This is a genomic window from Haematospirillum sp. H1815 (assembly GCF_012102705.1).
GTDB lineage: Bacteria > Pseudomonadota > Alphaproteobacteria > Rhodospirillales > Rhodospirillaceae > Haematospirillum.
On sequence record NZ_JAAVTA010000004.1, the window covers coordinates 21,081 to 40,271 of the forward strand.

The window sequence follows — 19,191 nt, forward strand, 5'->3', positions numbered from 1 at the left end:
CAGGAGGCCCTGATTTTGGCAAAAAAAAATCCAAAACATGTCCCTGTTCCCACCCGCAAGGATGTGCTCGACTTTATTCAGGGAAATCCGGGCCGGATCAGTAAACGCGAACTGGCCCGGGCCTTCAACCTGACGGCAGAGCAGCGCCCGCTTCTACAACAAATCATAAAAGGACTGGAGAAAGAGGGTAAAATCCAGCGCCGTCACAAACAGCGCCCCCAGTATCCGGAACGTCTGCCCCAGATGGTCGCAGTTCAGATAACCGGAACAGATTCCGAGGGGGAACTGGTAGGGCGGCCTTTAACATGGGAACAGAAAGGATCGCCTCCCCGGGTTTTTGTCACGACAACACGCCGCGGCCTGCCAACGGTCGGGGTCGGGGACCACGTGCTGTGCAAGCTGACACCGGGACGCAACGGAAATTATAACGGCCACGTCATCCAGAAGCTTGCTGAAACACCAGCGCGCGTTCTGGGTATTCTGGAAGCTGGAGTTAACGGCTTGCTCTTGCGCCCCACAGATCGTCGGGACCGCCAAGGCTATGTTATCGCCAGAGGTGACGCTGCCGGGGCCCATGTGGGGGAGCTGGTGGAGGCTGAGATTCTCTCCGGACGGCGTTCCGGTCTACGCCAGGCGAAAGTTCTGGAAAGGCTTGGCTCGATGAACAGCCCCGGGGCTGTCAGCCTGATTGCCATTCATGCCCATGGTATCCCCGTAGAATTCCCTGCAGATGCCTTGGAGCAAGCAGCCAAGGCCAGGAAAGCCCCCTTGGGAAAGCGTACGGATCTACGGTCTGTTCCTTTGGTAACGATTGACGGCGAAGACGCCCGGGACTTTGACGACGCTGTATGGGCAGAGCCAACAGAGGATGGAGGATGGCACGCGCTGGTTGCCATTGCGGACGTATCTTACTATGTGCGCCCCGGTACCCCACTGGACAAGACGGCGTATGAACGCGGCAATTCGGTCTACTTTCCTGACCGGGTTGTTCCCATGCTGCCAGAGGCTCTTTCGAACGGATGGTGCTCACTCCGCCCGAACGAAGAACGCCCCTGCGTGGCTGTCCACATGTGGTTTGATGCCAAAGGCAAGAAAATAAGGCATACATTCGTCCGTGGCTTGATGAAATCCAGGGCACGTTTGACCTATACCCAGGTTCAGAATGCTTTCGATGGCATCATGGATGAAACAACGTCACCGCTTGCCGAAGATATCCTGAAGCCTCTATACGGTTGCTTCAAGTCTCTTCGCTCACACAGGGAACATCGCGGTGCCTTGGAGATCACGATCCCGGAGAGAAAGATCCTGGTCGATACCACCGGGGCTGTTACCGCGATCCAGCCACGTATCCAGAGCGACAGCCATCGCCTGGTTGAGGAGCTGATGGTTGCCGCAAATGTTTGTGCCGCAGAAACACTGGAATCACTGGAAGCCCCCTGCATGTACAGGGTGCACGACGAGCCCCCGATGGAACGTCTGGAGAACCTGCGTACATTTTTGCGCACAATTGGTCTAAATCTGGCGACTGGTGCCCTGACCCCCCGTAACTTCAATCATATTCTGGAACGGGTCAAAGATACGGCCTATGAGCATCTGGTACACTCGGTCGTTCTGCGCAGCCAGTCACAGGCCATCTATACGCCTGAGAACCGCGGGCATTTTGGCTTGGGTCTGCGTCATTATGCGCACTTTACCTCCCCCATCCGGCGCTATGCGGATCTTTTGGTACACAGGGCTCTGATATCGGGGCTTGGGCTGGGAACACGGAACGAATATCTACCGGAAGAACAGGCTGTATCCTTTCCCCAGGCAGGCGAGCACATTTCATCTACGGAGCGAAGGGCTGCACAGGCCGAACGTGATGTCATAGACCGGTATACGGCTCATTTCATGGCATCAAAGGTAGGGGCCCGCTTTGCAGGACGCGTTGCCAGCGTCAATCGTTTCGGCCTTTTTGTCGAGCTGGATGAAACAGGTGCCAACGGTCTGATACCGATATCCACACTGCAAGATGATTTTTACCATTATGACGAGGGAGCACATCGCCTGACCGGACAAAACAGCAGAATGTCGTACACGTTGGGCGATCGTATCTTGGTCACTCTTGCAAAAGCTGATCCCCTGACCGGCTCATTGATTTTTGAAATCGTCCGCCAAGGAAGAGACTCTCAGGACTTACAACGTGACAATACCAACACGCAAGCCCGTCGGGGACCAAAACCTGTCAAGAGCAACCGGCGCAAAGCTGGGTCCAAACAAGCACCGCGTGATTTACAAGTGGCCTACCCTGCGTCACCAACAAAAAGGAAACCAGGGAAGAGGAAATAGCGGTATCTGCGCTTGTTTGGTGTTTCCTTCTGCGATCATAATAAGAACGGCTGGCTTTCAGAGAAAATTTGAATGACCAAGCGCACCAGTAAATAGTTGGAACAGATTATACCCCATGCCAGCCACAATGCACTGTCGGTCGCATATACCCAGCAAGCTGGCTTGGATTCTGGGAATAGCCATGGTGCTGACTTGGCTCTCGGTGACCTGTTATGCATCACATGTATCCTTGGAAGGTCAGCCTCGTACCGAGGGGCATGACCAGGAAGACATGGTCCGGGTTATATCCTATGGCCTTGACGTGATTGCAGCACGCTCTCTGGAGCCAGCTGATATCGGCACGATAGCCCAAGATGGGCTCCATGGTGTCATAGCCATGGACCCTGACCTGAAACTGCGCACCGAAAACAACTGGCTCCATCTTCACCAAAAAGATACACCGATCGGTGCATTTGCCATGCCCACGCAAAAAGATCCGACTGCATGGGGGCATCTTGTTGTCAACGTTATCACGCATGCAGGACAACTCTCTCCTCATATCCAGATTACAAAGCCAGAGCCTCTCTACCGAGCCTTGTTTGGTTCTATTCTTTCACATCTTGACCCATTCTCACGGTACGCCAGCCCGGAAGAAGCCGCCGAACAAAGAGCCAATCGCAGCGGCTATGGCGGCATTGGTATGCGCTATCAGATTATGAGGGATCACTTGCTGGTACTTGATGTCCAGCCCGATACGCCAGCAGAACTATCCGGCCTCCTGAAAGGAGACCATATTACAAGAATCGGGAATACAGACCTGTCGGATATAAAAGGAAATCACGAACATATCGCTCACTATATTCGTGGTCTTGTGAGGCCACCACTACGCCTGAGAGTCGAAAGAAACGGCCTTAGCCGTGACCTCAATATCAAACCAGGACTGGCTGCCGTTCAGACCGTAGATGCCCAGCTTGCTGAAGACGCTGTTCCAATCATTCACATTCGCTACTTCAGTCAAAATACGGCTGAAAAGTTAGCGGATTTTATCCATGAGGCTAAAAGGAAACACAAGGGCTCGTTAAGAGGACTGATCCTTGATTTACGCGGTAATCCAGGCGGCCTTCTGGATCAGGCGGTCGAATGTGCGGGGCTCTTTGTCTCTTCAGGACGTCTGCTCTCCACCCTTGGACGCCACCCGGAGTCGGTACAACGCTATAGCACCGACGGCCGCGATATTATGGGCGGGCGCCCCATTGTTGTACTACTTGATGAACGATCCGCATCAGCCGCAGAAATACTGGGCGCTGCACTGCAAGACAAGGGGAGAGCGCTCGTTGTTGGCACATCAACATACGGGAAAGGCACAGTACAGACCATAATCCGCCTTCCCAACAATGGAGAGCTGACACTGACGTGGTCCCGGCTCCATACCCCTGCCGGATACTCCCTTAACAAGCTTGGGGTTATGCCAACACTATGTACATCAACCCTGAGATTTGGCAATATACAGCCATTACAAACTCTTGGCGGTAACATTGATGCTACTGCCGCTATAGCGGCGCGGTGGCGCACGGTTGGCCTAACAGACCGTGAGGGACGAGAGTCTCTTCGTTCCTTATGCCCTCCTGAAGGTCATGGTGGACGTTATAGCGATATTATTGTTGCCAGGGACATCATTAATAACAATGCCTTATACAAGGATATAACGGCTGCAATCATGATGCCCTCTTTCCCCTTGTCTTATCACTGACAAAGCCAATGCGGAGGGGCAGCTGTTATGTCCCCGACCTCTTTCTCTTGACTCTCCCAATATTATCTGTATGCTCCGCCGCTCGGGTAATATTTCGGGTTCAGGAATTCGGGTTATGGCGAAGCCGACCACTATTCAGATCAAGCTTGAGAGCACCGCAGATACCGGGTACTTCTACATTGCCAAGAAGAATCCTCGCAATATCACGGAAAAGCTTCAATTTCGCAAATACGATCCGGTTGTGCGGAAGCACGTCCTGTTTCGTGAAACGAAGATGAAGTAAGAGAGCTCACTTGCTTCATAGGGGCCGGCATCTCTGAAAAGAGGTGCCGGCTTTTTAGTGCGGCCCCTCCAGAAGACACTTCACCGTCTCCAAAAAACCAGAAACGTCTATAGGCTTTGATATATAGCCATCGCACCCGCTTTCGCGGATCCTGCGCTCATCATCGGACATGGCAAAGGCCGTTATGGCAATGACGGGTATTGAGCGTAATTCGGAATCCTTCTTGAGATCACGGATTATATCCATTCCGGAAATCTCCGGTAGCTGAATATCCATAAGGATAAGGTCAGGCTGACTGCGGCGAACCAAGTCGATCACATTACGTCCATCCCTAGCTTGCAAGGTTTCGTATCCACTGGCCTGCAACAGGTCATTAAAAAGCCGCATATTCAGTTCATTGTCTTCGACGATCAAGATCAGCTTGCGCATTCTCATATGCCCCCTCACCCACCTTTTCTACCATTCTCCTACCTTGAGCACCATGCATAGCGCCCGCAATGGCACACATCACCCATCCTGCCATAAAGCTGATTCCACCAAGCGGCGCTCCATGACCGGCAGGAACGTCCAAGAGCGCAATCAGATAGAGAGAGCCACAAAACAAAATCTGCCCTAATCCAAAGAGAAGGCCCGCAATACGAAAGAGAATTGATCTTTCAGCCAGAACGGCAACCCACATGATAACAGCAGAATGAACCAGTTGATAATATGATGCTTTCGTTATCAAACTGCTTTCATAAGAACCTTCGATGACGGCTCCATGGCTTGCCCAAGCCGCAAGAACAATTGCAACGAAGCCGTTAACGGAAGCCCACATCATTATCAAAGGCATCGCACCGTCTCCAATCTCTTGTGTAAAAAAAGAGGCGGAGCAAACAGCCCCGCCTAGTGCGCTTTTGAGGGAAAGTGGATCTGTACAACGCAGCTACCATCGCAAGAGCAAGAGCATCTGACTCTCTCACGTCACAAAGACGAAAGATTGCGGTGCACGATTCCGTCGAACCCAAGCCTATTGTCCTCGCTAAACGCCAACCGGGCAAGCCAGAAGAACAGCCACACCTACAAAACAGGGGCCATTAACCAGAAGCTCTATCTTGAGCGCCCAGATAAACAATAAACAGAAAAATATGTCTGTTTTTGCAACATAGATAGTCTGATATATGTATGCTTACTCTTCCTCTGTGACAGGAGTATCCGCCGCCAGAATATCTTCCCCTGTATCTGCACGGGAGACTTCCGGCCCCCACTCTTCCAGAAGTTGCTTCTGGCGCGCCTGCAGTCCGGCGATTTTGTGCGTTGAGGTCACAGACATAATTGTTGAGGCCAGAAACGGAGCGGTGGAAGATAAAATCCACCCAAGCCCGGCACTACCAAAAATGACAATCAGCGCCCAGACATTGGTTAAAAGATCAAGGACATGCGGTACCGAGTGATCATGCAACCAAAGATCCATCAGCCATGGGAAACAGCCCGCAAAATTCATTCCCCCAACCGTTATGGCCCCATAGCGTTGCTTGCTTCTGTCAACAACAAAGGCCACAAGGCTTGGCATCATGACGATGGTCAAGAATATGAATGTCGGCATAAACATAAAAATAAGAGGAACAATGAGGAGCAGAGTAATAACATTTCCACCCGACTTCTTCCTGACAACCGACGCATTCTTAGGATCACCTGCCATTATATCATCCTCAGGAAAACAAGCGTCGTGACAGTCAAAAGCGCAACGGCAACAGACAACAGGGCACCCATTTGCTGCCCCCGCGCATAGCCCCTTTCATCCCTGACAAGATTTCCCTGCTCAAAACTACGAATCTTCTGCTCGGCAGAACTATACTCTGCCCTGGCCCAGGCAAATCCCTCTGCATCCTTTTGTCGTTCTTCCTGATTGTCCAAGGTATTATAAAGCTCTGGCAAACTCCCCTTGCGAACCAAGTTGGGGATTTGCTCCTCCAGATCCTTGCGGCGAATACGGCTGTGATAGCTGTTTATAATGGGCCCTAACTGCCCACCAATCCAGCCACATAGTCCATGCAAGGCAGGGGGACCAAGGCGCCATTGCAGAACGGCCAGAAGACTGACCATGCCCAGCGTTGCCCTGTATTCATCTGGCTCCGCCATGGCACGAAACTGCACCTTGGTATCACGCTGCCACTTCACCGCGATATATGCCGCTATATGGCGATCAACAACCTGCGTCTTTGGATCAACCTTGGATGAAACACGATCCAGAGCCGGAAGCAGCTCCCTGATCTCACTCACGTACTCTGCCTCTACAAGAGAACTAAGACAATGAAGAGTATCGCTCATCTCATAGGCACACCTCTCTATACCATACCCCATCATTGTCGTGCTCAGATTACCAGCATGCTCCTTCGCCTGACTTTCAAAATGCCCCAACTCTGCGTCATGATACCCTTGGGCCTCAACCCAGTACTTCACCAATTCACGGCCAATAATTTCTACATAAGGCCGCAGAGCTTTCTTTTGCATAATAGTCACAGCCAACGCATTCCCAAGTCCCTCGGGATGCACATGGATATCCCGATAACGTACTGGCGCACGGGGGTCCATCAACATCAAGACGCGTGCAATGGTCAGATCATTAACCTGACGGGCCTCTATCTGGACGGCCTGGCTCATCCGGATGGCCAATGCAACAGCATCGGCAAGCTCTGTGACTTCCAGGCCACGCCGTAACCATATTTCCAGACGACCATCCAGAATAGGGGCCGAAGCGGCATCCCAGTTCATGGCCATAGCATTGGCCAGTTCTCTGGCTGAGGTGTAATCCTTCCCCTCAAATTTAAAAGGCCTTTGTGATCGCCGCGCCGGCTGTGGCTGTATGGGGGTAAGACGTCGGCCGTTCAGCCACATGTCCATACTCTCCAACCCCCAGCGGTCTCGTTGCTCATCAGCAACAAGGCCTTTTATAATTTCCAGGAAATTCATGGGCACACGCCCCTCGCCCGCATAATTGGCATATGTTGAATGCGCCAATTTTGACAGGACAACATCAACATCTGGCAACTGGGAGACGTAATCACGCCCATTCATCAGGCCAATACACGTGATACCCAACGCATACATGTCCTCCTTCAGGGTTCCACTTCCTCTCCCCTCCGGTATGCACATGGCGTATTCAACGGGCTCATAAGCTGGCGGATTATCATATCCCGGTGGTGATGTCGTGCAGTCACCCAGAACCAGGCGTTCTTTCTCCTTGTCAAACCAATACATATTGTCAAGCCTGATAGCCCGGTGCGTCACCCCATGCTGGGATATTTCATTCAAGGCATGATAAAGTGGACGAAAGACTTTCTTGACAAAATTAACCTCTGATATCGGATCGAACCGCTGACCGGGAGCTGGCAGAACCCGACCGCCGGAAGGGCGATCGTAGACAACAACCATCACCTTCCGCCCCAAGGCAGGCCATTCTACCGTACCCCATTCCAGTAATTGTAAAAGTCCGGGGGATTGGACCCCTTTCAGGGCACGCATGGCTCCAATACGCACAGGAAGATCCGTACGGCATACAAGAGCATAGACCGGCTTGCCGGATCCTCGGCGATCTTCGGCATGATATGCATCAGCATGAGGCATATTAAGATCTGGCAGGGGCATAGAGGGATCAATTATAAAACGATCCCGCAGAACGACAGTCTCGGCTGTATCACCCCCGCTTGGCATTCTACGCATCCCCGCCAAGAAACTGACTTGTGATCAGCTTTTCTCATGCAGGTTACCAGAATTTTCTAAATGATAAATGACTGAAAAAGAATACGGCCCAGTCCTGTCAACTGAGCCGTATCAAAAATACAGAAACGAGGATTGAGGATTAATCCTCGAATGGATCGTGCATCAGAATCGTGTCATCTCTCTCAGGGCTTGTTGAAAGAAGCGCAACAGGGGCTTCAATCAATTCCTCTATACGCCGCACGTACTTGACAGCTGTCGCGGGCAGCTCTGCAAACGATCGCGCACCTTCCGTGCTCTGGGTCCATCCTTCCATCTCCTCAAAAACAGGCTCAACACGTGCCTGTTCACTCATGGATGAAGGAAAATAATCAATCTCTTTTCCATCAAGGCGATAAGCAACACAGACCTTGAGGATATCAAAGCCGTCAAGCACATCAAGCTTGGTCAGGGCAATACCATCGATCCCGCCAAGTTTCACTGACTGGCGGACAAGAACAGCATCAAACCAACCACAACGGCGCTTGCGCCCGGTCACTGTACCAAATTCATGCCCACGAACGCCAAGACGCTCACCCTTCTCGTCAAATAACTCTGTCGGGAATGGTCCCTCACCTACACGAGTCGTATAAGCCTTTGTAATCCCAAGAACATATCCAATACCGCCAGGCCCCATACCAGAGCCAACAGCTGCTTGTCCAGCCAACGTGTTTGACGACGTGACAAAGGGGTACGTTCCGTGATCAACGTCAAGAAGAGCCCCTTGGGCACCTTCGAACAAAATTCTCTTGCCCATCTTGCGATAAGCCGCCAGCTCGCGCCATACAGGGCGCGCATAGGGTAGAATGTGTGGGGCGATCTCTTCCAGCTCTGCCCGGATCGAAGCGGCATCCAAGGTCTTTGCCCCCAACCCCTTCAACAAGGCATTGTGATGCGTCAGCAGGCGATCAATCTTCATATCCAGAGAATCGGGATCAGCAAGATCGCAAACCCTGATTGCCCTGCGCGCCACCTTGTCTTCATAAGCGGGCCCGATACCACGTCCGGTGGTTCCGATTTTTCCCTTGCCAGCAGCCTCTTCACGCGCACGATCCAGATGACCGTGCAATGGCAGAATAAGGGCGCAATTATCGGCAATCATCAGAACATCGGGCGTAACCGTAACGCCTTGTCCAGACAAAACCTCAATCTCGCGGGACAACGCCCACGGGTCGATAACAACGCCGTTGCCAATCACAGACGGAGTCCCGCGAACAACACCGGACGGCAAGAGACTCAACTTATAAGACGTTCCATTCACAACCAGTGTGTGACCGGCGTTGTGCCCACCCTGAAACCTGACCACGACATCGGCTCGGGAAGCAAGCCAGTCAACAACTTTGCCTTTGCCCTCATCTCCCCATTGGGAACCGATAACAACCACATTGCTCATGGAAGCTTTCCTTGCTTCAGAGAGGGCGCCAAAAAATGACGACCACACACAAAACTGAAACCATGCAATACGGGCTCTATCGGACAATAAGACAGGCCGCACAAGGCTCCGCCGGCCACGGGAACCCCATGACCGGCGGTAACACTCTTTATCCTATTGCCGCGGAACCAGGCAACCTCAAATACGGATCTCCTGCATACTATTTTTTGTGTTCCTTGATACAGTCTCTACGGCCCAGTCCAGCCACGGCAGAAGACATGCCACATCATCGGTCAGAACAGTGGCACCAGCCCATATACGGATACCGGGGACAATGCCACGATAGGACGCAAGATCGAAACCAACCCCTTCCGCTTCAAGCAAATCCGTTATGGCACGAGCCGTAGCAACTTGCCGTTCAGGCCCAAGATCCAGAAACCACGGCGCAACGATTTTCAGGCAGATGGAAGAACAAGAGATCGTTGCAGGATCCTCAGCCAGAAAAGCAGCCCATTGTGACCTGTTAACCCATTCACGAACAAGAGCCAACGTTTGCGAGGACTTCTTCTGCAAGGCCAGCAGTCCACCCTGACCCTCTGCCCATTTCAGGGCATCCAGAATATCCTCCACACACAAAAGCGAAGGCGTATTGAGCGTTTCACCAACAAAAAGAGCCTCGTTCAGCTGCCTTCCGGTCGTCAAACGCAGAATCTTGGGCAGAGGCCAAGGCGGCGTATAGGAATGGAGGCGCTCGACAGCGCGTGGACCAAGAGCCAGCATGCCGTGGGCTGCCTCACCCCCCAAGGCCTTTTGCCAAGACCATGTAACAACGTCCAGTTTCTTCCACGGCACATCCATGGCAAAAAGAGCCGACGTTGCATCACAAATCGCCAACCCCTTGCGATCATCCGCGATCCAGTCTGCATGAGGGATGCAAACGCCCGATGTTGTGCCATTCCATGGAAAAACAACATCACGGGACCAATCTACCCGTGCCAGGTCCGGCAAATAGCCCGGGGCAGCATCATAAATTTTCAAATCAGGCAGACGTAGCTGATCACGCGCATCGTCGGCCCAGATCCGCCCAAAGACCTCCCAAGCCAGAACATCAACCCCGCGCGCACCAAGGAGATTCCACATTGCCATCTCGACGGCACCAGTATCCGATGCCGGCACAATCGCCAACCGCCAATCTTCGGGGATGTGCAACAGAGCCCGGTGGCGGGTAATAACCTCTTCCAGCTTGGCGCGTCCCGCAGCAGAGCGGTGCGAACGCCCAAGAAGGGCACCCTCAAGAGTCGCAGGCGACCACCCTGGTCGCTTGGCGCACGGGCCGGACGAAAAGAAAGGACGCCGAGGATAGCGGGCCGGTTTTTCTGACATGAACGGATGCTCTGCGACAGAAGTAAAAACAAGGGCACGAAGGATAACCCTGTCACAGCCAGATAGAAATGCAAAATATCAGCCCACGGTTTCCTTATTTGCCCCGCTTATCGCGACGGCGGGCAATTTTCCAGGCATCTGCGGCACTCAAGCCGACATCTCTCAAAAGGCGCTCGTCAAGACCAAGGATCTGGCGGCGATGCCGATCCATTTCAATCTCCTCACGCACCCGGTCAAAGGACGTAAAGGCACGATGCCACAAGGGATTCAAACGACGGAGAATACTGTGAAAACCACGAGCAGCAATTCCTTTCCACACAATCACCCTGTCCCCGCTTTTGGTACGGGTACCAACACGCCCACCAGAATCCCCCACGATATGCCTCCTGGACAACACACCCCGCCACCTGTGCCATAGCCCGCATAGTTGATGGCCAAGGCATGGAGTTATCACAACATTCAGATAGTAATAGAGTATAATTTTTCCCATGTTTCCACGGAAAAAGTTAGGATATTTTTATCCCTGACCGTTCATTCTATTCTAGGCAGAAACATACAAGTATCTATAAACATGATATCTAGAACATATCGCGTATTGTCTTTGCCATTTCATCACCAGTTCTGAAGACTGTAGCTGCGCTGCTATAAGCCCTCTGCGTGATAATCATACGACTGAACTGATCCTCAAGCCTGACATTTGAGTACTCCAAGGCACTTCCGACAAATTCTGATATTCTGTCATCAGGGCTAAGAGACTTGATTGTGGGTTTCCCTGCGTCCTCTGTCGCTGCGTAGATATTGTTATTCTGGAGATCAAGCTTCTGGGGAGCTGGAAATGTGGCAATTGGCAACTTGTACAAGGGCTTCTCAACGCCGTTGGAAAAACGTCCGAGCATAACCCCTTCGCTGTTGAAGTAAACATCACGCATGACACTGGCGGTATAACCATCTTGTATCAGTTGACGCAACTCCAGGTCATCTCCACCACTGAACTGCGTCATTTGCCTGAGATCAACGGCAACATCCTGCGTTTGGCCACCATCATATGTAATTGTCAGGGTTGTTATCCCCCCGCCTGAAGCGGCCACATCAAGTTTACCTTCACCTGTGAACTTAATTTCATCAGGCGTTGTCGTCACACTCGCGATGCCGGCATCGCCTGATGGCACCAAGGTCCAGCCTCCCGGAACAGCATCCCGAGGGGTAAAGGCAAGACGAACTCCATGCATTACAGTTTGCGGAACACCTTCTGGAGACGTAATCTGCTGGATAACAGGAACATTAAGACGATAGGTAATTTTCTGCAGTTCCGTTGCCGGGACATTCCCGCGCAACTCAACCTTGGACGTTGCCCGCCCGGGATCTATGGCTTCATTGGAATAGTCAATCGCTGACATGGTGTTGGAGAATGTCCCATCCTCCGCAGCCTTGTAACCCATGACGTAAACGCCACTCCGGGTTACTAGGTGCGTCCCTTGGTCAGGAAGACCATCCCCATTTGTATCCCCACCCCGGACATAAACCTCGCCGGTAAACGAGCCATCACGCGTATACTTTTGCTCTCCCGACCCATCAACCGCGGTATTAAGCACAAAGAAACCGGCGCCATTGATTGCCACATCCAGATAACGTGCCGTGGGCGCTACAAGCCCCTGCTCCTCCACACGACGAATTTCAGCGGTCTTGACCCCGAAAAAATTACCAAGAGGACCGACCCTGTTCTTCAAGGTCTGGTAATGCGTCTCGATATCTTTATAGGACGTGGTGTTCAGATTGGCGATATTCGTGCTGATCTGGTTCATGTGAACGCTGTGCGCGTTCATAGCTGTACCTGATGTATTCAGAACCCCAAAAATCGCCATGGCACCCCTCACTTGCAAAGCCGGCCACACACCTTAAGAGCGATTGACCCAGAAGCAAGACAGGTGCCAAGAGAGAGAATCTTTTTACATCAATGTCTTAAAAAGAACGGGAGGTCTCTCCAGACCTCCCTGCCCCACGACAGCCGGCATATTTTGCCGACCCACTGTTCATATCAACCCAGCCAAGGGCGATGACGGATCGGCATACAGCTTTTTGGGCATCCGCCCAGCCAGATAAGCCAAGCGACCAGATTCAACCGCCAACTTCATGGCCCAGGCCATCTGAACAGGGTTCCGAGCCCCCGCAATAGCGGTATTCATCAGAACGCCATCGCAGCCAAGTTCCATTGCGACTGCTGCATCCGATGCTGTTCCGACGCCGGCATCAACCAGCACAGGAACCTTGGCTTGCTCTTTAATAAGGCGGATATTGACAGGATTCAGAATACCAAGGCCTGACCCGATAAGGGAACCCAAAGGCATGATGGCAACACACCCCATATCCTCAAGGATGTGGGCCTGTATGGGATCATCAGAGCAATATACCATCACTTGGAAGCCGTCCCGAATAAGCTCTTCCGCAGCTTTCAGGGTCTCTGGCATGTTCGGATACAGCGTTTTCTGATCCCCCAGCACTTCCAGCTTTACCAGATTCCACCCCCCGGCCTCACGCGCAAGGCGCAGAGTCCGCACGGCATCATCAGCTGTAAAGCAGCCTGCCGTATTGGGCAGATAAGTATACCGCTTGGGACTGACATAATCGACCAGCATCGGCTGACCCGGATCCGCTATATTGACCCGGCGCACAGCCACTGTAACAATTTCAGCGCCCGACGCCTCTATAGCCCGCGCTGTTTCCTCAAAATTCTTGTACTTACCGGTCCCGACCAGCAAACGGGACGAGAACACCTTTCCCGCAATGCTGAAAGTATCCGCACGCTCACACACCAGCGCCTCGACCATGGCTCAGCCACCTCCAATAAAATGAACGATCTCAATCCTGTCGCCCTCATCGAGGAGCGTTTGCCCATAAGCCGAACGGGTCACAATCTCGCGGTTACGCTCAACCGCAACCTTGCGGGCGTCCAATCCGACAGAATCAAGAAACTCTTGCACAGTCACCCGCTGAGCCACAGCGTGACGTTCTCCATTGACAATCAATTCCATAAACGCAATCCACAATTAACGGGGCAAAGGGCTGATTGGCCGGCTACAGACGGAATATGGGCCGACAGGCCTCTCTTGGCAACATATCACGGTCCCTGTTGCCCGAAAGTCCGCTTTGGGCTATGCAGAAGCCACGTTATGTCATTTCCCTTCACCCTGTACGGCAGGTCAAGACGCGTGCGCACATCGGTTATGATCCTGAATGGACCCAACCTTAATCTGCTGGGAACACGGCAACCAGACCTCTATGGCCATGAAACACTGGCTGACATAGAGGCAATGTGCCATACGCATGCGGCAGGGCTGGGGATGACGTTGGCTTTCAGGCAGTCCAACCATGAAGGCGAACTGGTCTCTTGGGTACAGGAAGCACCAGGGGCCTTCGGCGGTCTTGTAATAAACGCCGCAGCCTACACACATACGTCCATTGCGTTGATGGATGCCCTTCTTTCGGTCCAGATCCCCGCAATAGAGGTGCATTTGACCAACATTCACCGGCGTGAACCTTTTCGCCATAACTCCTGGATTGCCCGGGCTGCCCACGGAATGATCTGCGGCTTGGGAAGCCACGGGTACATCTTGGCCCTGGATGCGCTGAATGCGCTGCTGACCGACCAGAAACAGAAAGAGAAATAAATGAGCAAGACCACTATCGACAGCGAAGCCATCCGCCAGCTTGCTTCTTTGCTGGATGATACAGGCCTGCATGAGATTGAGTACGAGACAGAGGCCCTTCGTATCCGCGTTGGCAAGGCGGCTACTGTTGTCACCCATGCAGCACCGGCAACAGTACCCCTGGCAGCGCCAGCGACCAGATCAACTGCGGATGAGACGCCGGCTTTGCACCCGGGTACCGTCACGTCAAAAATGGTTGGGGTGGCATATCTGGCTCCAGGCGCAGGAGAAGCTCCCTTCGTATCCGTCGGACAAACCGTTAGCCAGGGACAAACCCTGATGCTGATAGAGGCAATGAAGACCTACACCCCGGTCACAGCGCATTGCGCAGGGCGCGTTGTCCAGATCCTTGTCAGCGACAAACAGCCTGTCGAGCACGGCGAACCCTTGGCCATCATTGAATAAGCAGCGCGACGGAAACACCAATGTTCGATAAAGTGCTTATTGCCAATCGTGGTGAAATTGCCCTGCGGATTCATCGTGCCTGCCGTGAGATGGGTATCAAAACCGTTGCTGTGCACTCCACAGCAGATGCGGGGGCCATGCACGTCAGATTGGCTGATGAATCCGTATGTATTGGACCACCCGCCACGCGCGACAGCTACCTGAACAAGGTTGCGATCATCTCTGCGGCCGTCATAACCGGTGCTGATGCCATTCATCCCGGTTATGGTTTCCTGTCAGAGAATGCCGACTTTGCCCACATGGTGGAAGAACACGGTATTACGTGGATCGGCCCCAGCCCGGATCATATCCGTTTGATGGGCGACAAGGTTACTGCCAAAAAAGCAGCCGTAGAGGTTGGCTTGCCCGTCGTACCTGGATCACCAGGAGCCGTCGAAACCTTGGAAGAGGCCCATGCGGTTGCTGATACAACAGGCTTCCCCGTTCTGATCAAGGCCAGCGCCGGAGGTGGGGGGCGCGGCATGAAGGTTGCCAACTCGCGTGATGAACTGGCCGAGGCTTGGTCTACGGCCCGGGCTGAAGCGCTGAGTGCTTTTGGCAATGCTGAAGTTTACATGGAAAAATACCTGGGTAATCCCAGACATATTGAAATCCAGATACTGGCAGACAACCATGGGAACGTCGTTCACTTGGGAGAGCGCGACTGCTCGCTGCAACGACGCCACCAGAAAGTTCTGGAGGAAGCGCCCTCTCCGGCCCTGAACAGCGAAGAACGTGAACGCATCGGAGACATTGCAACAGCTGCCATACGGCGCCTAGGTTACAGGAATGCTGGAACGATTGAATTCCTGTATGAAAATGGTGAATTCTTTTTCATCGAGATGAACACAAGGCTGCAGGTAGAACACCCCGTTACCGAGGCCGTCACCGGCCTTGACTTGGTTCGCGAGCAACTGCGCATCGCCAATGGTGCTCCCTTGGGTTACAGCCAATCTGACGTCACATTTTCCGGGCATGCTATTGAATGCCGCATCAATGCTGAGGATCCGGAAACTTTCCGGCCCTGCCCAGGCCAGATCAATGATTTTCACCAACCCGGTGGGCTGGGCGTTCGCGTTGATTCCGGGCTGTTTTCCGGGGCCAAAGTTCCCCCTCACTATGACAGCATGATTGCAAAACTGATTGTCCATGGAACCAGTCGCAACGAATGCCTGATGCGCCTGCGTCGTGCTTTGGGGGAATTTGTTGTCGGTGGCATCGATACAACAATTCCTCTGCATCGCCGGCTTCTGGAAGACAATGACTTCCAGAATGGTGCCTACGATATTCGTTGGCTTGAAGAGTTCTTGTCTCGCTCCAAGTAAAATGTTGGTTGCTTCCATCCCCCGTTCCGTACGGGGGATTTTTCTATGGGTACTCTTTTCAGAAGCGGCACATTTCAGGCCGCATTATGGAAATGCGCTGACGATATGACACCGGTACCTTATCCTGAGCAGGCCGCGTTTTCCCTTTTCTGTGGGGATCAATGACGCCCATCACACCAGAGCTTATGCTAAGAGCCTATGCATACGGCGTTTTCCCGATGGCACGCTCACAGGGTGATCCCACGGTATATTGGATTGACCCGGACGAGCGGGGCATCCTGCCCTTGGATACAAACTTCCATATTTCCCGGTCATTGCGGAAAACACTGCGCAGTGATCGCTTCCACGTAACCTGTAACAAAGCATTTGCCGAAGTCATACAAGGATGTGCAGAAGCAACAACGACCAGACCTGACACGTGGATTAACAAAGAAATTGAGTCCCTCTTCCATGAACTACATGACATGGGGCTCGCGCATTCCATCGAAACATGGAATGCGGAGGACGTATTGGTTGGTGGGCTTTATGGTCTGGCACTGGGCGGCGCATTCTTTGGAGAAAGCATGTTCTCACGCGCAACAGACGCTTCAAAAGTAGCCCTTTGCCATTTGGTGGGGCGCCTGCGTCTGGGTAGTTTCATGCTTCTCGACACACAGTTCATAACAGACCATTTGTCACGGTTTGGAGCGCGACAAGTGCCGAAAAACGAATATCGGTCTATGCTGGCCTCGGCTATCGTGGTTCAGACAACGTTCCCGGTTCATGCACCAGAATGGATGATCAGAAGCCATATCTACTAAGATAGAGCCTTCCCGCTATTCCTTGCAGTCCAGAACCCAGATGTCATAGACAGGATGCTCCATAGCAGACAAGCCAGGACTGGAAGCATACATCCAGCCACGGAAGACCTCGACCGCAGGCTGATTAGCCTTGTTTTCCCATACATCAAGAAAAACAGCACTTTCAGGTGGTTCTTCAGGAGGACGCCCGACACATGCACGAGCGATAATCTGAAGCGTCTGGATCTGGAAGGTGCGGTTCACTTCAACTTCCATGGTCTGAACTCTGGCAGCAGCTTTATCCAACCAACGCAAAACAGCAATACGCCGCTCGATTGTTTCAGCCGCTCCGGAAGGCGTGATAAACGATACCGTAGTAGATACGGCAACCACCACCGCACACACGGAGTGCAGCAAAAATTCAGTCCGCCCTTTCAATGTCCCCATCACTCTGGTAAAGACCCTTTGTCCGGCACCGGAGTAGCACCAGAAGAAGCCGGTTCCTTCGTCGCAAGGAAAATCAGTTCACTCACCATATCTTCCACAGACCGGAAATCCTGACTGTTCGCGATTGTTCCGCCTGATTCCAGGAAGGAACGACTTTGACCGGGTTCCAGTCGCACAAACTTGCCGCCCAGAAGACCGTCAGATGCAATACTGGCAACGGTATCTTCCGGGAGCTGAACCCCGGGCATAATGGAGAGCGACACAATGGCCCGATAGGTCTGATTATCAAGAAATTGGCGGCTGACACTACCCACCTTGATGCCAGAAATACGAACATCCGCACCAACAGCAAGGCCGCCAACCTTGTTAAACTGGACGTGTACAGGGTACCCCGAAACGGGGCGGAGATCCGCACTCTGCCAAGCAAAAAGCAGAAAGAGCAAAGCCACGGCCAGTACAAGAGCACCTATCACGGTTTCAATAGGATTACGTGTCATCAGCCTTCCCGCTTGTCCATCCGGGTTGTAGCCCGTGTGTGCTGCTCATCATCCGAAGATACACCCCGCCTTGGCAAGACGCCCGGATCCCTTGTTACGGGACAGGACGGCGGAACAACTTTCGACTGCCTATTGCGCGCCATCTCCAAAACACGCCCCAGCAAATCCTCAAGAACCAGTGAATCCTGCGTATACCCGAAAGCCTGTCCTGCTTTCAGAAGATCGTCGTCGCCGCCAGGCTGTATTTCAATATATTTCGACCCTAAAAGGCCATCGGTCTCGATCATTGCAGCGCTGTCCAAGGGAATGGAAACGCCATTGGAAACAATCATATCAATATCAGCACGGCCTGCCCCACCCAAGGACTGGGCAGAAACGCGACCAACGGAAACGCCGGCAAGACGTACATCCGCGCCGACAGACAAACCTTCCGCACTATGAAAAGAGGCACGCAGCAGATATCCCTCAGCCACCTCGGAACGACCCCGCCCCAAAGCATTCGCACCCAAAGCAAATGCAAGACAGGCAAGAACGACACCGCCGACAAGCGTGTCCCGATAAGTTACCAGAGACGCCATACGTACTGACATCAGGATAACAGCCGCCTTCTGAACATTCAGGCCGGACGCCACGGCTCATAGTCGCCGGTCGCCGGGGCACGACGGCCACCTGCCCGGTCATCACCCGGAGGAACATAGGCCGAAGAAGAACCCGTCATATTCTTGGTATGAGGTTTCTCCCAAGCATGCGTAGACACCACTATCGGGGCATCCGTCGTATAGTGCAGCCAAGCATGCCAGTGGGGTGGCACCTTTGATGCCTCAATCTCTCCCTTGAAGAGCACCCAACGACGGCGGCGCTCCCCCGTCCGCGGGTTCTTCCGGGCCTCGTAGTAACGATTTCCAAACTCATCAGTGCCAACCTGGCGACCACAGAGCAGGGTATGTACCAAGGTGCCGGTGATCATCCTCGCACGCCTCCTTCGAGAACAGGAAACTAGGGTGTACCAGCATTAACCGGCACAAATCAACAGAAGAGACCCTGTGAAGGGGGCTTCGCAGGGTACTGTGCCTCCCATTATGCGGCAAACCCCCGGCAGCGTCCAGCGTGCACAGATACAAACACGGCACGGCACTGGAATGACCTGGACGGAGAACAACCA

Annotated in this window: 21 protein-coding genes; 7 read left to right on the top strand and 14 right to left on the bottom strand. The window is 53.0% G+C overall.

All coding sequences use genetic code 11. The features are described from left to right. Nucleotides 1–15 precede the first annotated feature (15 nt). From rnr to rpmG, 3 genes are all read left to right on the top strand, one after another. Nucleotides 16–2,328, top strand: a complete 2,313-nt coding sequence (gene rnr / locus HEQ60_RS04945) for a ribonuclease R (RefSeq protein ID WP_168070126.1) — start codon at nt 16–18, stop codon at nt 2,326–2,328. Between the two features lie 115 nt (nt 2,329–2,443). After that, complete coding sequence (locus HEQ60_RS04950; RefSeq protein WP_168070128.1) at nt 2,444–4,057, top strand: S41 family peptidase; 1,614 nt, start codon at nt 2,444–2,446, stop codon at nt 4,055–4,057. A 115-nt stretch (nt 4,058–4,172) separates the two neighbouring features. After that, the gene (gene rpmG, locus HEQ60_RS04955; protein WP_066135890.1) at nt 4,173–4,340 is read left to right on the top strand and encodes a 50S ribosomal protein L33; all 168 of its coding nucleotides are present in this window, start codon (nt 4,173–4,175) and stop codon (nt 4,338–4,340) included. A gap of 54 nt (nt 4,341–4,394) precedes the next feature. On the opposite strand, the gene HEQ60_RS04960 is transcribed toward rpmG, so the two are convergent. The 10 genes from HEQ60_RS04960 to thiS all read right to left on the bottom strand — a co-directional run bounded on the left by HEQ60_RS04960 (nt 4,395) and on the right by thiS (nt 13,862). Next, nucleotides 4,395–4,769, bottom strand: coding sequence for a response regulator (locus tag HEQ60_RS04960; protein ID WP_168070131.1), 375 nt, complete (start codon nt 4,767–4,769; stop codon nt 4,395–4,397). Continuing rightward, nucleotides 4,735–5,172, bottom strand: a complete 438-nt coding sequence (locus HEQ60_RS04965) for a DUF423 domain-containing protein (protein WP_168070134.1) — start codon at nt 5,170–5,172, stop codon at nt 4,735–4,737. Before HEQ60_RS04965 ends, HEQ60_RS04960 begins: the two co-directional genes overlap by 35 nt. A gap of 336 nt (nt 5,173–5,508) precedes the next feature. Beyond that, complete coding sequence (locus tag HEQ60_RS04970; RefSeq protein ID WP_168070136.1) at nt 5,509–6,021, bottom strand: hypothetical protein; 513 nt, start codon at nt 6,019–6,021, stop codon at nt 5,509–5,511. Further along, the gene (locus HEQ60_RS04975; RefSeq protein WP_168070139.1) at nt 6,021–8,033 is read right to left on the bottom strand and encodes a protein kinase family protein; all 2,013 of its coding nucleotides are present in this window, start codon (nt 8,031–8,033) and stop codon (nt 6,021–6,023) included. The genes HEQ60_RS04970 and HEQ60_RS04975 overlap by 1 nt, the downstream gene beginning before the upstream one ends. A 148-nt stretch (nt 8,034–8,181) precedes the next feature. Continuing rightward, on the bottom strand, nt 8,182–9,471 hold the full coding sequence (locus HEQ60_RS04980) for an adenylosuccinate synthase (RefSeq protein WP_168070141.1): 1,290 nt from the start codon (nt 9,469–9,471) through the stop codon (nt 8,182–8,184). A gap of 177 nt (nt 9,472–9,648) precedes the next feature. Beyond that, complete coding sequence (locus HEQ60_RS04985; RefSeq protein ID WP_168070144.1) at nt 9,649–10,833, bottom strand: phosphoserine transaminase; 1,185 nt, start codon at nt 10,831–10,833, stop codon at nt 9,649–9,651. 94 nt (nt 10,834–10,927) lie between these two features. Further along, nucleotides 10,928–11,209: a hypothetical protein gene (locus tag HEQ60_RS04990; protein ID WP_168070146.1), complete on the bottom strand. Its 282-nt coding sequence runs from the start codon at nt 11,207–11,209 to the stop codon at nt 10,928–10,930. Between the two features lie 202 nt (nt 11,210–11,411). Then, nucleotides 11,412–12,695, bottom strand: coding sequence for a flagellar hook protein FlgE (locus HEQ60_RS04995; RefSeq protein WP_168070148.1), 1,284 nt, complete (start codon nt 12,693–12,695; stop codon nt 11,412–11,414). A 168-nt stretch (nt 12,696–12,863) separates the two neighbouring features. After that, nucleotides 12,864–13,658 carry a bifunctional sulfur carrier protein/thiazole synthase protein gene (locus HEQ60_RS05000; RefSeq protein ID WP_245183773.1) on the bottom strand — a complete coding sequence of 265 codons (795 nt, stop codon included), beginning with the start codon at nt 13,656–13,658 and terminating at the stop codon, nt 12,864–12,866. 3 nt (nt 13,659–13,661) lie between these two features. Further along, a complete protein-coding gene (gene thiS, locus HEQ60_RS10970; RefSeq protein WP_245183774.1) occupies nt 13,662–13,862 on the bottom strand; it encodes a sulfur carrier protein ThiS in 201 nt (66 codons plus the stop codon). Between the two features lie 192 nt (nt 13,863–14,054). Here thiS and aroQ point away from each other — a divergent pair, with 192 nt between their 5' ends. The 4 genes from aroQ (at nt 14,055) to aat (ending at nt 17,106) form a co-directional block, all read left to right on the top strand. After that, nucleotides 14,055–14,498, top strand: coding sequence for a type II 3-dehydroquinate dehydratase (aroQ, locus tag HEQ60_RS05005; RefSeq protein ID WP_245183778.1), 444 nt, complete (start codon nt 14,055–14,057; stop codon nt 14,496–14,498). Further along, nucleotides 14,499–14,942: an acetyl-CoA carboxylase biotin carboxyl carrier protein gene (locus tag HEQ60_RS05010; protein ID WP_168070152.1), complete on the top strand. Its 444-nt coding sequence runs from the start codon at nt 14,499–14,501 to the stop codon at nt 14,940–14,942. 20 nt (nt 14,943–14,962) lie between these two features. Further along, a complete protein-coding gene (gene accC / locus HEQ60_RS05015) occupies nt 14,963–16,306 on the top strand; it encodes an acetyl-CoA carboxylase biotin carboxylase subunit (protein WP_168070154.1) in 1,344 nt (447 codons plus the stop codon). 161 nt (nt 16,307–16,467) lie between these two features. Then, the gene (aat, locus tag HEQ60_RS05020) at nt 16,468–17,106 is read left to right on the top strand and encodes a leucyl/phenylalanyl-tRNA--protein transferase (RefSeq protein ID WP_168070156.1); all 639 of its coding nucleotides are present in this window, start codon (nt 16,468–16,470) and stop codon (nt 17,104–17,106) included. 15 nt (nt 17,107–17,121) lie between these two features. Here aat and HEQ60_RS05025 read toward each other — a convergent pair whose 3' ends face one another. From HEQ60_RS05025 to HEQ60_RS05040, 4 genes are read right to left on the bottom strand one after another with little or no spacing between them, the layout of a single operon-like run. After that, a complete protein-coding gene (locus HEQ60_RS05025) occupies nt 17,122–17,532 on the bottom strand; it encodes a DUF2155 domain-containing protein (RefSeq protein WP_168070407.1) in 411 nt (136 codons plus the stop codon). Further along, nucleotides 17,532–18,029, bottom strand: coding sequence for an MlaD family protein (locus HEQ60_RS05030; RefSeq protein WP_168070158.1), 498 nt, complete (start codon nt 18,027–18,029; stop codon nt 17,532–17,534). Before HEQ60_RS05030 ends, HEQ60_RS05025 begins: the two co-directional genes overlap by 1 nt. Then, nucleotides 18,029–18,661 (bottom strand): outer membrane lipid asymmetry maintenance protein MlaD, encoded by a 633-nt coding sequence (locus HEQ60_RS05035; RefSeq protein WP_168070160.1) that lies wholly within the window; start codon nt 18,659–18,661, stop codon nt 18,029–18,031. Before HEQ60_RS05035 ends, HEQ60_RS05030 begins: the two co-directional genes overlap by 1 nt. Further along, nucleotides 18,646–18,996, bottom strand: coding sequence for an NADH:ubiquinone oxidoreductase subunit NDUFA12 (locus HEQ60_RS05040; RefSeq protein ID WP_168019113.1), 351 nt, complete (start codon nt 18,994–18,996; stop codon nt 18,646–18,648). The genes HEQ60_RS05035 and HEQ60_RS05040 overlap by 16 nt, the downstream gene beginning before the upstream one ends. Nucleotides 18,997–19,191 lie beyond the last annotated feature (195 nt).

Coding starts and splice junctions, on each gene's coding strand:
- HEQ60_RS04995 (WP_168070148.1), bottom strand. CDS start 12,695: ATGGCGATTTTTGGGGTTCTGAATACATCAGGTACAGCTATGAACGCG.
- HEQ60_RS05040 (WP_168019113.1), bottom strand. CDS start 18,996: ATGATCACCGGCACCTTGGTACATACCCTGCTCTGTGGTCGCCAGGTT.
- HEQ60_RS04985 (WP_168070144.1), bottom strand. CDS start 10,833: ATGTCAGAAAAACCGGCCCGCTATCCTCGGCGTCCTTTCTTTTCGTCC.
- accC (WP_168070154.1), top strand. CDS start 14,963: ATGTTCGATAAAGTGCTTATTGCCAATCGTGGTGAAATTGCCCTGCGG.
- HEQ60_RS05030 (WP_168070158.1), bottom strand. CDS start 18,029: ATGACACGTAATCCTATTGAAACCGTGATAGGTGCTCTTGTACTGGCC.
- HEQ60_RS04975 (WP_168070139.1), bottom strand. CDS start 8,033: ATGCCAAGCGGGGGTGATACAGCCGAGACTGTCGTTCTGCGGGATCGT.
- HEQ60_RS04970 (WP_168070136.1), bottom strand. CDS start 6,021: ATGGCAGGTGATCCTAAGAATGCGTCGGTTGTCAGGAAGAAGTCGGGT.
- HEQ60_RS04980 (WP_168070141.1), bottom strand. CDS start 9,471: ATGAGCAATGTGGTTGTTATCGGTTCCCAATGGGGAGATGAGGGCAAA.
- aat (WP_168070156.1), top strand. CDS start 16,468: ATGACGCCCATCACACCAGAGCTTATGCTAAGAGCCTATGCATACGGC.
- thiS (WP_245183774.1), bottom strand. CDS start 13,862: ATGGAATTGATTGTCAATGGAGAACGTCACGCTGTGGCTCAGCGGGTG.
- HEQ60_RS04965 (WP_168070134.1), bottom strand. CDS start 5,172: ATGCCTTTGATAATGATGTGGGCTTCCGTTAACGGCTTCGTTGCAATT.
- HEQ60_RS04960 (WP_168070131.1), bottom strand. CDS start 4,769: ATGCGCAAGCTGATCTTGATCGTCGAAGACAATGAACTGAATATGCGG.
- HEQ60_RS04950 (WP_168070128.1), top strand. CDS start 2,444: ATGCCAGCCACAATGCACTGTCGGTCGCATATACCCAGCAAGCTGGCT.
- HEQ60_RS05010 (WP_168070152.1), top strand. CDS start 14,499: ATGAGCAAGACCACTATCGACAGCGAAGCCATCCGCCAGCTTGCTTCT.
- aroQ (WP_245183778.1), top strand. CDS start 14,055: ATGATCCTGAATGGACCCAACCTTAATCTGCTGGGAACACGGCAACCA.
- HEQ60_RS05025 (WP_168070407.1), bottom strand. CDS start 17,532: ATGGGGACATTGAAAGGGCGGACTGAATTTTTGCTGCACTCCGTGTGT.
- HEQ60_RS05000 (WP_245183773.1), bottom strand. CDS start 13,658: ATGGTCGAGGCGCTGGTGTGTGAGCGTGCGGATACTTTCAGCATTGCG.
- rpmG (WP_066135890.1), top strand. CDS start 4,173: ATGGCGAAGCCGACCACTATTCAGATCAAGCTTGAGAGCACCGCAGAT.